The 14,055-nt window shown below is 72.1% G+C and carries 16 protein-coding genes; all 16 read right to left on the bottom strand.

Going from position 1 to position 14,055, the window contains the following annotated elements; translation table 11 throughout:
- Positions 1 to 5: 5 nt before the first annotated feature.
- Positions 6 to 1,010 carry a prolipoprotein diacylglyceryl transferase gene (gene lgt / locus BW982_RS02615; RefSeq protein WP_076490526.1) on the bottom strand — a complete coding sequence of 335 codons (1,005 nt, stop codon included), beginning with the start codon at positions 1,008 to 1,010 and terminating at the stop codon, positions 6 to 8.
- 10 nt (positions 1,011 to 1,020) lie between these two features.
- Complete coding sequence (trpA, locus tag BW982_RS02610; RefSeq protein ID WP_076490525.1) at positions 1,021 to 1,812, bottom strand: tryptophan synthase subunit alpha; 792 nt, start codon at positions 1,810 to 1,812, stop codon at positions 1,021 to 1,023.
- Positions 1,809 to 3,143, bottom strand: a complete 1,335-nt coding sequence (trpB, locus tag BW982_RS02605; protein ID WP_076490524.1) for a tryptophan synthase subunit beta — start codon at positions 3,141 to 3,143, stop codon at positions 1,809 to 1,811. Before trpB ends, trpA begins: the two co-directional genes overlap by 4 nt.
- Positions 3,140 to 3,916 carry an indole-3-glycerol phosphate synthase TrpC gene (trpC, locus tag BW982_RS02600; protein ID WP_076490523.1) on the bottom strand — a complete coding sequence of 259 codons (777 nt, stop codon included), beginning with the start codon at positions 3,914 to 3,916 and terminating at the stop codon, positions 3,140 to 3,142. Before trpC ends, trpB begins: the two co-directional genes overlap by 4 nt.
- A gap of 2 nt (positions 3,917 to 3,918) precedes the next feature.
- On the bottom strand, positions 3,919 to 4,149 hold the full coding sequence (locus BW982_RS02595; RefSeq protein WP_076490522.1) for a DUF6704 family protein: 231 nt from the start codon (positions 4,147 to 4,149) through the stop codon (positions 3,919 to 3,921).
- Between the two features lie 108 nt (positions 4,150 to 4,257).
- Positions 4,258 to 4,845: a Trp biosynthesis-associated membrane protein gene (locus tag BW982_RS02590; RefSeq protein ID WP_076490521.1), complete on the bottom strand. Its 588-nt coding sequence runs from the start codon at positions 4,843 to 4,845 to the stop codon at positions 4,258 to 4,260.
- On the bottom strand, positions 4,845 to 5,192 hold the full coding sequence (gene hisI, locus BW982_RS02585) for a phosphoribosyl-AMP cyclohydrolase (RefSeq protein WP_076490520.1): 348 nt from the start codon (positions 5,190 to 5,192) through the stop codon (positions 4,845 to 4,847). Before hisI ends, BW982_RS02590 begins: the two co-directional genes overlap by 1 nt.
- Entirely contained in the window at positions 5,189 to 5,953 is a 765-nt protein-coding gene (gene hisF / locus BW982_RS02580; protein ID WP_076490519.1) for an imidazole glycerol phosphate synthase subunit HisF, read from the bottom strand. The genes hisI and hisF overlap by 4 nt, the downstream gene beginning before the upstream one ends.
- Positions 5,953 to 6,795: an ATP phosphoribosyltransferase gene (hisG, locus tag BW982_RS02575; protein WP_076490518.1), complete on the bottom strand. Its 843-nt coding sequence runs from the start codon at positions 6,793 to 6,795 to the stop codon at positions 5,953 to 5,955. The genes hisF and hisG overlap by 1 nt, the downstream gene beginning before the upstream one ends.
- A 46-nt stretch (positions 6,796 to 6,841) precedes the next feature.
- Positions 6,842 to 7,105, bottom strand: coding sequence for a phosphoribosyl-ATP diphosphatase (locus BW982_RS02570; RefSeq protein ID WP_022877496.1), 264 nt, complete (start codon positions 7,103 to 7,105; stop codon positions 6,842 to 6,844).
- A 234-nt stretch (positions 7,106 to 7,339) separates the two neighbouring features.
- On the bottom strand, positions 7,340 to 8,011 hold the full coding sequence (rpe, locus tag BW982_RS02565; protein WP_076490517.1) for a ribulose-phosphate 3-epimerase: 672 nt from the start codon (positions 8,009 to 8,011) through the stop codon (positions 7,340 to 7,342).
- 25 nt (positions 8,012 to 8,036) lie between these two features.
- Positions 8,037 to 9,407 (bottom strand): RsmB/NOP family class I SAM-dependent RNA methyltransferase, encoded by a 1,371-nt coding sequence (locus BW982_RS02560; protein WP_076490516.1) that lies wholly within the window; start codon positions 9,405 to 9,407, stop codon positions 8,037 to 8,039.
- Positions 9,404 to 10,321 carry a methionyl-tRNA formyltransferase gene (gene fmt, locus BW982_RS02555; protein ID WP_076490515.1) on the bottom strand — a complete coding sequence of 306 codons (918 nt, stop codon included), beginning with the start codon at positions 10,319 to 10,321 and terminating at the stop codon, positions 9,404 to 9,406. Before fmt ends, BW982_RS02560 begins: the two co-directional genes overlap by 4 nt.
- Positions 10,322 to 10,370: 49 nt before the next feature.
- Positions 10,371 to 12,353 carry a primosomal protein N' family DNA-binding protein gene (locus BW982_RS02550; RefSeq protein ID WP_076490514.1) on the bottom strand — a complete coding sequence of 661 codons (1,983 nt, stop codon included), beginning with the start codon at positions 12,351 to 12,353 and terminating at the stop codon, positions 10,371 to 10,373.
- Positions 12,354 to 12,452: 99 nt separating this feature from the next.
- On the bottom strand, positions 12,453 to 13,646 hold the full coding sequence (gene metK, locus BW982_RS02545) for a methionine adenosyltransferase (protein WP_076490513.1): 1,194 nt from the start codon (positions 13,644 to 13,646) through the stop codon (positions 12,453 to 12,455).
- A gap of 116 nt (positions 13,647 to 13,762) precedes the next feature.
- Positions 13,763 to 14,017 (bottom strand): DNA-directed RNA polymerase subunit omega, encoded by a 255-nt coding sequence (rpoZ, locus tag BW982_RS02540; protein ID WP_076490512.1) that lies wholly within the window; start codon positions 14,015 to 14,017, stop codon positions 13,763 to 13,765.
- Positions 14,018 to 14,055 lie beyond the last annotated feature (38 nt).

Raw genomic sequence — 14,055 nt, 5'->3', positions numbered from 1 at the left:
GGGAGTTACTTCGTGGCGGGGCTGCTTGTGGCGCTGGTGCCGACGGTGTCGTTCGTCGCGGGCGGCTCGCTCACGTCGACGAAGTCAGTGGGGTCGGTCGAGTCTACAGCCCCGGGAGCCTTGCCCTCGCGCCCCGGCTGGTACGGCGAGGGCTCCAGACCGTGGTGACGGCGCGTCTGCACGATGAAGATCACGATGCCGAGGACCACGCCGAAGATCGCCGCCCAGACGTTGGTGCGCAGGCCCAGGATGATGTCGCTGGGGTCGATACGGATGGATTCCCAGACGATCCGGCCCGCGCTGTACCAGACGAGGTACACGGCGAACTGCTTGCCCCACTGCAGGGTGAACCGCTTCCCGACCCACAGGATGACCGCGGCGCCGAGCAGGTTCCAGATGACCTCGTAGGCGAAAGTCGGCTGGAAAAGAGTGCCGGCTGGCAGTCCGACGGGGATCGCCGAGTTCGGCGAGGCGATCTCGAGGCCCCACGGGAGGTCGGTCGGCTGGCCGAAGAGCTCCTGGTTGAACCAGTTGCCGAAACGGCCCATGGCCTGCGCGATGATGAGGCCCGGGGCGAGCGCGTCGGCGAAGGTCCAGAAGCGGATGCCGGTCCACTTGCAGCCGAGCCAGGCGCCCAGCGCGCCGCCGATCAGCGCGCCGTAGATGGCGATGCCGCCCTCCCAGATGGCCCACACGGAGCCGGGCTGGAACGGGTTCCACGGGTTGGATCCCGGGCCGAAGTAGAAGCCCAGGTGCGTGACCACGTGATAGATCCGCGCGAAGACGATCGCGATGGGCACCGCCAGCAGGCAGATGTCGATGACGACCCACTTCTCGGCCCCGCGACGCGTCAGGCGCGCGTTCGTGAGGAACACCGCCACGATGATGCCCGCGACGATGCACAGGGCATAGAAGTGGATGCGCAGGGGTCCGAGATCGATGTACGAGATCGAGGGGCTCGGGATGCTGGCGAGCACGCCGGAGGCGGCGCTCGAGAGGGCGAACGTCATGAAGACGAGTCTAAGCGCGCCGCGTCGTGCCGTCCGACAGCTCTCGGGCGAGCTCGCGCAGGGCGTCGACCCCGCCGTCGCGGAGGGCCTTCACGAGGGCCGTGCCGACGATCGCGCCGTCCGCGTACTCGATGACCCCGGCCACCTGCTCCGCGTTGGAGATGCCGATGCCGACGCACGCGTGCGCGGCTCCGTGGGCGCGGAGACGCTCCACGAGGCCGCGGGCCGCGGCATCCAGCTGCGCCCGCTCCCCCGTGATGCCCATCGTCGACACCGTGTACACGAAGCCCGTCGAGGCCTTCACGATCATGTCGAGGCGCTCGTCCGTCGAGGTCGGCGCGGCGAGGAACACCCGGTCGAGGCCGGTGCGCTCGCTCACGGCGATCCACGCCGACGCGGCGTCCGGCGTGATGTCGGGCGTGATCAGACCGGCGCCGCCCGCGGTGAGCAGGTCGTCGGCGTAGCGTTCGACCCCGTACTGCTCGACGAGGTTCCAGTACGTCATCACGAGCACCGGCACCGCGGTGCGCGCGGTGATCTCGCGGATGATCGTGAAGAGGTCGCGCATGCGGAAGCCGTTGGCGAGCGCCGTCTGCGTGGCCTCCTGGATGACGAGGCCGTCCATCACGGGGTCGCTGTAGGGCGGACCGAGCTCGATGACGTCGACACCGGACTCCGCCAGTGCGACGGCCGCTTCGATGCTCGTGGCGACGTCGGGGAAACCCGCGGGCAGGTACCCGACGAGGGCACCGCGTCCGGCCGCGTGGGCGGCGTCGATCGCCGCGGAGACGCGCGAGGTCACAGTTCGACCCCCGCACCGCTCGCGGCGTCCGGAGCCGGTGTGACCTCGACCGGCGAACCGGCGGCGGATGCCACGGCCTCGGCGCCCGCGGTCTGCGCGGGGCGGCCCTCGGGCGGCGGGGCGTGCTCGGCGTCGTACAGGTCGAAGTAGCGGGCGGCGGTGTCCATGTCCTTGTCGCCGCGACCCGAGAGGTTCACCGCGATGATGGCATCCGGCCCGAGCTCCTTGCCGATGCGGAGTGCGCCGGCCAGGGCGTGGGCGGACTCGATCGCGGGGATGATCCCCTCGGTGCGCGAGAGCAGGCGCAGGGCCTGCATCGCCTCGTCGTCGGTCGCCGGGATGTACTGCGCTCGGCCGATGTCGGCGAGCCACGCGTGCTCGGGTCCGACGCCCGGATAATCGAGGCCCGCGGAGATCGAGTGGGACTCGGTGGTCTGGCCGTCCTCGTCCTGCAGCACGTAGGTGCGCGCGCCGTGCAGCACGCCGGGGCGGCCGCGCTCGATCGATGCGGCGTGCTTCGGGGTGTCGACGCCGTCGCCGGCCGCCTCGACGCCGTACAGGGCGACGCCCTCGTCGTCGAGGAACGCGTCGAACATGCCGATCGCGTTCGATCCCCCGCCCACGCACGCGAACACGGCGTCGGGGAGGCGTCCGAGGCGTTCGAGGAACTCCGCGCGGGTCTCTTCGCCGATGATCTTCTGGAAGTCGCGCACCATCGCCGGGAACGGGTGCGGGCCCGCGGCGGTGCCGAAGATGTAATTGGTCGTCTCGACGGTGGACACCCAGTCGCGGTACGCCTCGTTGATGGCGTCCTTCAGGGTGCGGGAACCGGTGGTGACCGGAACGACCTCGGCGCCGAGGAGGCGCATGCGCGCGACGTTGAGGGCCTGACGCTCGGTGTCGACCTCGCCCATGTAGATGACGCAGTCCAGGCCGAAGAGGGCCGCGGCGGTCGCGGTGGCGACCCCGTGCTGTCCGGCACCGGTCTCCGCGATCACGCGGGTCTTGCCCAGACGCTGGGTGAGGAGCGCCTGGCCGAGCACGTTGTTGATCTTGTGCGAGCCCGTGTGGTTCAAGTCTTCACGCTTGAGGAACACCCGGGCACCCCCGGCGTGCGCGGCGAAACGGGGCACCTCGGTGAGCACCGACGGGCGCCCGGCGTAGTCGTGCAGCAGGGCTTTCAGTTCCGCGAGGAATTCGGGATCGGCCATCGCGGCTTCCCACACCCCGGTGAGCTCGTCGATCGCGGCGATGAGGGATTCGGGCATGTAGCGGCCGCCGAAGTCGCCGAAGAACGGCCCCTTCTGGTCGCGCAGGCTGACGGTGGTCATGCAGTCTCCTGGAGGAACGCGCGGAGGGTCGCGACGGGATCGCCGGTCACGAGCGCCTCGCCGACGAGGACGACGTCGGCGCCGGCGGCGCGATAGTGGGCGACGTCGGCGGGGGCGAGGACAGCGGATTCGGCGATCTTCACGGCATCCGCCGGGAAGCGCTCGGCGAGCGAGCCGAAGAGGTCGCGGTCGAGCTCGAAGGTCGAGAGGTTGCGGGCGTTGACGCCGATGAGCTTCGCGCCCAGCTCGCTCGCCCGCTCCAGCTCGTCGGCGGAGTGCGTCTCGACGAGCGCCGCCATCCCGAGGTCGGTGGCGAGACCGTAGAGCTCGGTGAGCGTCTTCTGATCGAGCGCCGCGACGATCAGCAGGACCAGATCGGCGCCCGACGCGCGGGCTTCGAGCACCTGGTACGGAGTCGCGAGGAAGTCCTTGCGCAGGACCGGAACCGACACCGCGGCGCGGACCGCCTCGAGGTCGGCGAGGCTGCCCTTGAACTTCCGGCCCTCGGTGAGGACCGAGATCGCCGAGGCGCCGCCCTCTTCGTACAGGCGTGCCTGACGTGCCGGGTCGGGGATCGCCGCGAGATCGCCGCGGGAGGGGCTCGCCCGCTTGACCTCGGCGATGATCTTCACGCGGTCGGCGGGGGCGAGCATGGCCAGCGCATCCCGCGCCGGGGTCTGCGCGAGCGCGTCGCGCTCGACGGCGGCCAGCGGCCGTGCTTCGGCGCGCCGTTCGGCGTCCTCTACCGCTCCGGCCGTGAGATCGGCCAGCACGGTCAGTGGGCCTTCGGGTTCGACTTCGCGCCGTTGGCGCCGTAGCCCGCCTTGGTCATCGCCCAGCCGACGATGGCGCCCACGAGCAGGAGGCCCACCGAGGCCCACACGAGGACCGGGATGTCGAACCAGAAGAACAGCGTGCCCAGCGTGATCGCGAGGAGCATGATGATCACGGCCGTCCAGGCGGCGGGCGAGTGTCCGTGGCCGGGATCGCCGATGGGGTTGCTCATGGATCTCCTTCGAGTCGCGCGCGAGCGCGGGGAACAGCGTGCGACCAGTCTATCGAAACGCGCGGGGGCGGCCGGTGCGGATGGCTCGACATCGACCGAAGGTCTCGGTCAGGCGGTCGGGTCGGAGCCCCGCGACAGGTCGTCCCACGAGTCGATGGCGTCGTGGGGGCGGGAGGCGTCCGCGGGCGCGTCGGCGGCCGTGCGGTACTTACGCCCCGCGCTCCCCTGCCACCGCCGGGCCGTGACGAGCGTGAACACCGCTGCGGCGGCCAGGATCAGCTCAGCCAGCAGCGTCACCGCGGGCCACGGGGTGAGCGCCATGGACGCCACGAGGTCGGCGACGGCATCCGTTCCCGAGATCCCGGTCGCCTTCGTGACGGTCGCCGCGGTCGCCGAGACCGGTAACGCGAGGAGCAGGACGGCGGTCGCGATGCCCACGGCCCCCGCGATCGCGAGCGCGATGACGCCGAGCACGTAGCGCAGCACCGGACCGACGATCGACAGCGCGGCACCGAGGGCCAACGCGGCGAGGCTGAGGGGTGTCAGCACCGGCACCGCGTCGGAGCCCGGCACCGCGAGGGTCTGCTGAGCGCCGTCGGCGAGGGTCACGTCGATCCACGTCTGAGTCGACGAGATGACGCCGAGAGCGCCGGCGAGAAGCATCCCGACGACGGACAGCGAGCGCGCTCGGCGCATCAGAGCTGCCCCACGACGGGTTCGAGGTCGGTGGCGTCGAAGCACGTGTGGTCGCCGGTGTGGCAGGCGGCCCCGATCTGGTCGACCTCCAGCAGCAGGGTGTCGCCGTCGCAGTCGAGACGCGCACCCTTGACGACCTGGATGTGCCCGGACGTGTCGCCCTTGCGCCAGTACTCCTGGCGCGAGCGCGACCAGAACGTCACGCGGCCGGTGGTGAGCGTGCGGCGCAGGGCCTCGGCATCCATCCACCCGACCATGAGCACCTCGCGCGTGTCGAACTGCTGGACGACCGCGGTCGTGAGTCCCTGGGCGTCGTACTTCACGCGGTCGAACGCCTCGACGTTCATCGGCGCACCTCGATCCCTTCGGCGGCCATCGCGTCCTTGACCTGGCTGACCGTGAGCTGGCCGGAGTGGAACACGGATGCCGCGAGCACCGCGTCGGCGCCCGCATCGACGGCCGGGGCGAAATGCTCGAGAGCGCCCGCGCCGCCCGAGGCGATCACCGGCACCGCGGCGACCTCGCGCATGAGGCGGACGAGCTCGAGGTCGAAACCCTGCTTCGTCCCGTCGGCGTCGATGGAGTTGACCAGCAGCTCGCCGGCACCGCGTTCGACGGCCTCGCGAGCCCAGTCGAGCGCGTCGAGCGTCGTCTCGGTGCGGCCGCCGTGGGTCGTCACGACGAAGCCGGAGGGGGTGGATGCCGCGCGCTTCACGTCGAGCGACAGCACGACCACCTGCGCGCCGAAGCGATCGGCGATCTCGTCGATCAGCGCCGGGCGGGCGATCGCCGCGGAGTTCACGCCGATCTTGTCGGCGCCGACGGAGAGCAGGCGGGCGACGTCCTCGGCGGAGCGGACTCCCCCGCCGACGGTCAGGGGGATGAAGACCTGTTCCGCGGTGCGGCGGACGACGTCGTAGGTCGTGGAGCGCTCGTCGACGGTCGCGGTCACGTCGAGGAAGGTGATCTCATCCGCGCCCTGGTCGAAGTACAGCTTCGCCAGCTCGACGGGGTCGCCCATGTCGCGCAGGTCGAGGAAGTTCACGCCCTTCACGACGCGGCCGGCGGCCACGTCGAGGCACGGGATGATGCGGCGGGCGAGGGCCATCAGAGCCTCGCGGCGAGGATCTCGGTCACCAGGATCGCCCGGGCGCCGATCGCGTACAGCTCGTCCATCACGCGGTTGACGTCGCGGCGGGGGCTCATCACGCGCACGGCCACCCACTCGGGGTCACGGAGCGGGGAGATCGTGGGCGACTCCAGGCCGGGGGCGACCGCGATCGCCTGGTCGATCAAGGCCGTCGGGAGATCGTAGTCGATCAAGACGTACTTCCGGGCGGCGAGGACCCCCCGCAGGCGTCGGAGCAGCGTCTCGGTGCCGTCGACCTCCTCGGGGCCGGCGATCAGCACGGCATCCGACTCCAGGAGTACCGGACCGAAGATCTCGAGCCCCGCCTGACGCAGCGTCGTGCCGGTCGAGACGACGTCGGCCACGGCATCCGCCACGCCCAACTGCACCGCGGACTCGACGGCGCCGTCCAGCGGCACGATGTCGACGGCCACGCCGCGCTCGTCGAGGAACGCGTCGACGAGGCCGGGGTAGGCGGTGGCGACGCGGAGACCCTGCAGGTCCTCGACGTCGGTGAACCGGCCCGGCCGGCCGGCGAAGCGGAACGTGGAGCCGGCGAAGCCGAGCGACTCGACCTCGCGGGCGCCCGGCATCCGGGCGTCCAGCAGCAGGTCCCGGCCGGTGATGCCGACGTCGAGGGCCCCGGAGCCGACGTACGTCGCGATGTCACGCGGGCGGAGGTAGAAGAACTCGACCTCGTTGACGGGGTCGACGGTGTACAGGTCTTTCGAGTCGCGACGTCCGGTGTATCCGGCCTCCGAGAGCATCTCGGCGGCGGTCTCGGCGAGCGACCCCTTGTTCGGCACGGCGATTCGCAGCATGACGGGGGCTTTCGTGGTTCGTGAGCGAGAGGGGGAAGGGAGCGGCTCAGAGATGTCGGTAGACGTCTGCGAGCGTCAGGCCCTTCGCGAGCATGAGCGTCTGCAGGTGGTACAGCAGCTGCGAGATCTCCTCCGCTGCGGCCTCGTCGGACTCGTACTCGGCAGCCATCCACACTTCGGCGGCTTCCTCGACGATCTTCTTGCCGATGGCGTGCACGCCGGCATCGAGCTGGGCCACGGTTCCGGAGCCGGCGGGGCGCTCGACGGCCTTGGCACTGAGCTCGGCGAACAGGTCGTCGAAGGTCTTCACCTGTCTAGGGTATCGGCTCGGCGGTGCCCCGGCTGTCGGGCCGGCCCCGGGGGGTGCGCGCTTCAGTGCGATAGACGGCACAAGCGCGATGCGCGGTACGGCGCGATAAACGGCATCCACGCCCGGAAACGGCACGAAGGGGCGTTTCTCGCCGCCGATGCCGTTTATCGCGGGAGGGGGGTGACGGCGAGGGGCGCGGGTGCGCGGCGCGCGTGCCGGGGCAGCGCGGGCGGCTCAGTGCGCGTGGCGGGCGGCGGCGGATCGCAGCGACTGGATCGCGCGGTCGGGATCATCCGCGCCGAACACCGCGGACCCGGCGACGAACGTGTCGGCCCCGGCCTCGGCGGCCTGCGCGATCGTGGACTCGCCGATGCCGCCGTCGACCTGGAGCCACACGCTCGACCCGCGGCGCTTCGCCTCGTCGGCGAGCGTGCGGAGCTTGGGCATCGTCTCGGGCATGAACGACTGACCGCCGAAGCCGGGCTCCACCGTCATCACCAGGATCTGGTCGAACTCGTTGAGCACGTCGAACAGGTTCTCCACGGGCGTGGCGGGCTTCACGGCCACCCCGGCGCGGGCACCGATCGAGCGGAGCGTCCGCGCGAGCGCGACGGGCGACGCGGCGGCCTCGAGGTGGAAGGTGACGGATGCCGCCCCCAGCTCGGCGTACTCCGGCGCCCACCGGTCGGGGTCGTCGATCATCAGGTGCACGTCCAGCGGCACGGGGCTCGTCTCCTGGATGCGACCGACCATCTGCGGACCGAAGGTGAGGTTCGGCACGAAATGGTTGTCCATGACGTCGACGTGCACGAAGTCGGCCCCGGAGATGCGGGCGAGCTCCGCCTGCATGTTCACGAAGTCGGCGGCGAGGATGCTCGGATTGATGCGGGGGGTGTCGGAGGGCACCCGACCATTATGCGAGCGACGGGCCTCACACGCGTCGCAGCAGCGCGATCGACATGGCGTCGGTGCCGTGGCGGTGAGGCCACAGCTGGGCGCGGAGCGAGCCGTCGGCCTGCGCGGGCAGGTCGATGTCGGGCCCGGCGATGTCGCGCACCACGGCGCGGGCGTCGAGCTCCTCGACGGTGTCGCCGAACTCGCGGCGCACCTCGGCCAGAACCCCGGACGTCTCCGCCAGGTGCGGGGAGCACGTCACGTACGCCAGCACCCCGCCCGGCTTCAGCGCGCCGAGACCCGCCCGCACGAGCTCGAGCTGCAGCGCCGTGAGGTCGGGGACATCGGCCGGACTCTTCCGCCACCGCGCCTCGGGCCGACGCCGCAGCGCCCCGATGCCCGTGCACGGCGCGTCGACGAGGATACGGTCGTACTCCCCCGCCGCCCGCGCCGCGCGGTCGCGGCCGTCCTCCTCGGTCACCTCGACCTCGAGCGGGACGGATGCCACGGCCCGGCGCACGAGCCCGGCACGGTGCGGCGAGATCTCATTGGCATCCAGTCGGGCACCGCCCGCGAGGGCCTCCGCCGCCAGCAGCGCGGTCTTGCCGCCCGGGCCAGCGCACAGGTCGAGCCACCGCTCCCCGGCCGCGATCGGCCGCACGCGACTGAGGGCCAGGGCGGCGAGCTGCGAGCCCTCGTCCTGCACGCGGAGGCGACCGTCCGACGCGCGGATGAGCGCCTCGGGGTCTCCCCCGCGCGTCGTGAACGCCGTCGGCGCGAATCGGGCGGGACGGGCGTCGTCGGGGATCTCGGCCAGACCCGGCAGGGCGACCATCGCCACCCGCGGGGCGTCGTTGTCGGCGGTCAGGAGGGCGTCGAGCTCGTCGGCGCGCCCCTCGGCCGCGAGGGCGCGACGGAACGCGCGGACGATCCACACCGGGTGGGAGGTCGCGAGTCCGAGTCGTTCGTCGTCGCTGCGGGCGGCCGCGGTGATGCGCTCCATCCAGTGCCCCGGCGTCTCGCGCGACACACGCCGCAGGACGGCGTTCGCGAATCCCGCCGCCCCGCGCCCGCCGCCGTGCCGCCGGGCGAGTTCGACCGACTCGTTGACGGCGGCGTGCGAGGCGACGCGCGTCGACAGCAACTGGTGGACGCCGAGCCGCAGCGCGTCGAGCACCGCCGGGTCGATGCGGTCCACGGTCCGGTCCGCCGCCGCAGCGATGATCGCGTCGTACGTTCCGCGCCGTCGCAGCGTGCCGTACGTCAACTCCGTCGCGAGGCCGGCGTCCTTGGCATCCAGTCTCGCCCGCTCGATCGCGTGCGGCAGCGACAGGTTCGCGTACGCCTCGTCGGCGGAGACCGCCCGCAGCACGTCGTACGCGACGGCGCGCGCTCCCTGGACGCTCATGAGCCCAGCACCGGGTTCTCGACGCGCAGACCCCGGAACCAATCGCCGGCGGGCATCGCGCCCTTGCCCGCGGGTTGCACGGTCTCGAGCCGCAGCGGGGAGGTCGCCGTCCCCACGAGGATCTCGCGACCGGATGCCACGACCCGGCCGGGTGGGATCGGATCCGCCGTGCTCGCCGCGGCCCGCAGCACCTTGAACCGTGCTCCGTCGACCGTGGTGTGGGCGCCGGGCTCGGGGGTGACACCCGCGATCCGCGCACGGAGGGTCTCGGCATCCGAGGAGAAGTCGAGGGCACCGTCGTCGAGGGTCAGCTTCGGGGCCAGGGTCGGCTCGCCGGCCTGCGGGGTCGCGACCGCCGAACCGTCGGCGATCCCGTCGACGACGCGCGCCAGCAGCGGCGCGCCGATCTCGGCGAGGTCGTCGAGCACGTCGCCCGCGGTGGCGTTCCACGGCACCGCGTAGCGCTCCTCGGCGAACACGTCGCCGGCATCCAGTTCGGCCACCAGCTGGAAGACGCTCGCACCGGTCTCGCGATCGCCCGCGATCAGCGCCCGCTGCACGGGGGCGGCGCCGCGCCAGCGCGGGAGGAGCGAGAAGTGCAGGTTGATCCATCCGTGCGCGGGCGCGGACAGCAGCGGCTCGCGCACGAGACCGCCGTACGCGACGATGACGCCGAGTGCGGGGTCGAGCGCGGCGATGCGCGCGGTGGCCTCGGCATCGAGGCGGTCGGTCTTGATCGTCGGGATGCCGAGCTCCTCCGCCGCCTGCGCGACCGGGGAGGGCGTCAGGACGCGTTTGCGGCCGAGCGGCGCGTCGGAACGGGTGACGACGGCGGCGATCTCGTGCGGCCCCGCGGCCAACGCGCGCAGGGAGGGGACGGCGACGGCGGGGGTGCCGGCGAAGACGAGGCGCATGGTTCTCCTCACGCTTCGGATGCGGGTGGGTGGGACCGGGCGGCGGCGCTCAGAGGTCGGGCTCGGGGAGGTCGAGCCGCACTCTGAGTGTATTCCGCGGCCTCGGTCCCTTCTCCTTCGTCGACTTCCGCGCGCGCAGAGCATCCGCGATGACGCCGGCGCGAAGGGCGTCGGCGACGGCGCGGCCGTGCGCGTAGTCGAACCGCACGAGCGCGCGGGACGTCGGGGTGTCGAGGGCCGTGGACGTGTCGACCGGGCCGAGGACGGCCAAGGGGTCGAGATCCGGCACGGCCTCCCGCAGCTCGGCGAGGAGGGTGTCGACGCTCCGGGCGTGTCCCTCGACGCTCGCGACGCGTACCGCGGGCGGCATCCGCAGCGGGGCACGGTCGACGAGTTCCGCCCGGGCGTACGCGGGCTGCGTCCACGTCGCGAGCGCCCGCGCCACCGGACCCGCGACGCCCACGAGGTGCACCGGGGCGCCGGGGGCCGCGAGGGCGGCGGCGTTCGACCACCAGCGCAGGCAGTGCTCGCCGACGCGCAGCGCCTCGTTCTGCAGCATGCGGTCGCCGTCGAGGAGGATGACCGCCCGGTACCCGCCCCGCGCGATCGGCTCGGCCCCGCGCGTGGCGATCACGAGAGCCGGGGTGGCATCCACCTCCGCCACGGGATGCGCGCCGTCCGCGATGATCACCCGCGTGTTCGGGAAGGCCCGGCCCAGCTCGTCGGCCGTGCGCTCGCTGCCCGAGGAGGCCATCCGCAGTTTCACCGACCCGCAATGCCCGCAGGTCCAGGCGTGGGCGCCGCGGCCGCACCACGCGCACACCGGAACGGCTCCGGGGCGAGCTGCCCGCAGGGGGCCGGCGCAGTGCGCGCAGCGGGCAGGACGGCGGCAGTCCGCGCAGACGAGCGACGGCGCGTATCCGGGGCGCGCGACCTGCACGAGGACCGGACCCTGCGCCAGCGCCTCGCGCGCGGCCGCGAACGCCGAGGACGGCACGCGAGCGGTCCGTGACTCCCCTTCGCGCGTCGCACTCAGCACGACCCGCGGACTCTGTCGCCGCGCCGGTGCCGACTCCCGGACGTAGCCCACCTCGACCAGACGCTGGACGTCGGTCGAGCGGGTGTGGCCGGCGAAGACGAGCGCAGAGCCCTCGAGCTCCTGCCGCACCAGCGCGGCATCGCGCGCGTGCACGCCCGGTGCCAACGGTTCGGCGAGCAGCGAATCGCCGTCGTCCCACAGCGCCACGAGCCCCGTGTCGTGGGCGGGCGCGTAGACCGCCGACCGGCGGCCGACGACGATCACCGGGACCGCGGCGAGCGTGCGCAGGTACTGCGCGTACCGCGCCGGGCCGGACTGGTCGGCGTCGTCGCGGACCACGGCCTCGGGCGGCACGAGGTCGGCCAGCGCAGCCATGAGCTGGGCCTGGTCGCGGTAGTCCGGCACCACGAGCACCGCGCTCCGCCCCCGCGCCAGCATGTGCACCGCGGCCGCGGCGAGGAGGTCGGCCCACGCGCCGCGGGGCAGCGCGCCGGTCGTGTGCGGTGGGGCGTCGACCGCGACGCGCTCGCCGCCGTCGAGCGCGTCGATGAGTCCCCCGTACGGCTTCAGCGTCGCATCGGCGCGCGTGAGCGACTCGGCCGGAACCACCGGCGTCTCCGGGAGAGAGGCGGCGAGCCAGGCCTTCTCGGCCCGCACCATGCGCTTCGGCACCGCGAGCCGCAGCACGTCGCTCACGGATCCCGCCGCGCGGTCCGCGACCTTGCGCGCCAGCGTGTACAGGCGTTCGGGGAGCACGGGCATCGTGGACACGACGCTCTCGACCGACGACAGCGGCCGTTCGGTGCCGTCGTCGGCCGCGACCTCGACGACGAAGGCATCCATCATCCGACCGGCCGACCGCAGCGGCACCTTCACCCGCACGCCGGGCACGATGTCGGCGACCAGAGGATGCGGGATCGCGTAGTCGAAGAGCCGATCGAGCTGAGGCACCGGGGAGTCGAGCTGGACCCGTGCGACGCGGCGGGCACTCACTCGGCGGCCCCGCGGGATCTCCGCCGCGCACGGCGGAGCGGATCACGGGATGCCAGGGCAGCGGCGACGCGGTGCACGCCCGGCGCGGGCGCCCTCACGTCAGAGTCCGGCGGCGGTGCGCAGCGCGTCGACGCGGTCGGTGCGCTCCCACGTGAAGTCGGGCAGCTCACGGCCGAAGTGGCCGTACGCCGCCGTCTGGGCGTAGATCGGACGCAGCAGGTCGAGCTGGTCGATGATCGCCTTCGGACGCAGGTCGAACACCTCGCGGATGGCGTGCACGATCGTCTCGTCGGCGACGTGCGCGGTGCCGAACGACTCGACGTACAGGCCCACCGGGTTCGCCTTGCCGATCGCGTAGGCGACCTGCACCTCGAGACGGTCGGCGAGGCCCGCCGCGACCGCGTTCTTCGCGACCCAGCGCATCGCGTACGCCGCCGAGCGGTCGACCTTGGAGGGGTCTTTTCCGCTGAAGGCGCCGCCGCCGTGGCGCGAGGCCCCGCCGTAGGTGTCGATGATGATCTTGCGTCCCGTGAGGCCCGCGTCGCCCTTCGGCCCGCCGATCACGAAGGGACCGGCGGGGTTGATGTAGTACTGCACGTCCGGCAGATCGAGCCCCGTCTCGCGCAGCACGGGGTCGATGACCTCGGCCTGCACGAGAGCGCGCAGCTGCTCCTGCGAGATGTCGGGGTGGTGCTGCGTCGACAGCACGACCGAGTCGACCGTGCGCGGCGTGTGTCCGTCGTACCCGAGCGTGACCTGGGTCTTCCCATCGGGGCGGAGGAACGGCAGCGTGCCGTCTTTACGGACGGATGCCAGGCGCTCGGCGATCCGGTGCGCGGTCCACGCCGCCATCGGCATGAGCTGCGGCGTCTCGTTCGTCGCGAAGCCGAACATGATGCCCTGGTCGCCCGCGCCCTGCAGGTCGCGCGGGTCGACGGAGCCGCGCTCGCGCTGCTCGAACGCCTTGTTGACGCCGGCGGCGATGTCGGAGGACTGCGCGCCGATCGACACGCTGACACCGCACGAGTCGCCGTCGAAGCCGGTTTCGCTGGAGGTGTACCCGATGCGGTTCACGACGTCGCGCACGATCGCGGGGATCTCGACGTACGCGCTCGTCGACACCTCACCCGCGACGTGCACCAGGCCCGTGGTCACGAGGGTCTCGACGGCGACGCGACCGGACGGATCCTCGGCGAGGATGGCATCCAGGATGCTGTCGGAGATCTGGTCGCAGATCTTGTCGGGGTGTCCTTCCGTGACGGACTCGGACGTGAACAGGCGCAGGTCGGTCAAGACGACTCCCGGTCGGTTTCGGGCTGGGGACGGGCACAAGTATGCCCCGGACGGCGGACAGCCGCCCGGGGCATCGTCACATCTGTGAACAGATCACGAGATGCGTCGGCTGTGGATTACTCCGCAGCCTTGAGGCGCAGCTTGTCCTCGTGGATCTCGTGGAGCGCGATCGTCAGCGGCTTGTCCTCGACGGTGGAGTCGACGAGCGGACCCACGTTGTCGAAGAGGTTGCCCTCGTGCAGATCGGAGTAGTAGTCGTTGATCTGACGTGCGCGCTTGGACGCGTAGATCACGAGCTGGTACTTCGAGTCGACCTTGTCGAGCAGCGCGTCGATGGGCGGGTCGATGATGCCCTTGTCACGTCCGGCCATGGGGAACCTCCTGGTTCGGCGGGATGGGGTGGATGCGG

Origin of the sequence: Microbacterium sp. RURRCA19A, from assembly GCF_900156455.1 — a bacterium.
GTDB lineage: Bacteria > Actinomycetota > Actinomycetes > Actinomycetales > Microbacteriaceae > Microbacterium.
This window is presented reverse-complemented; position numbering and strand designations above follow the sequence as displayed.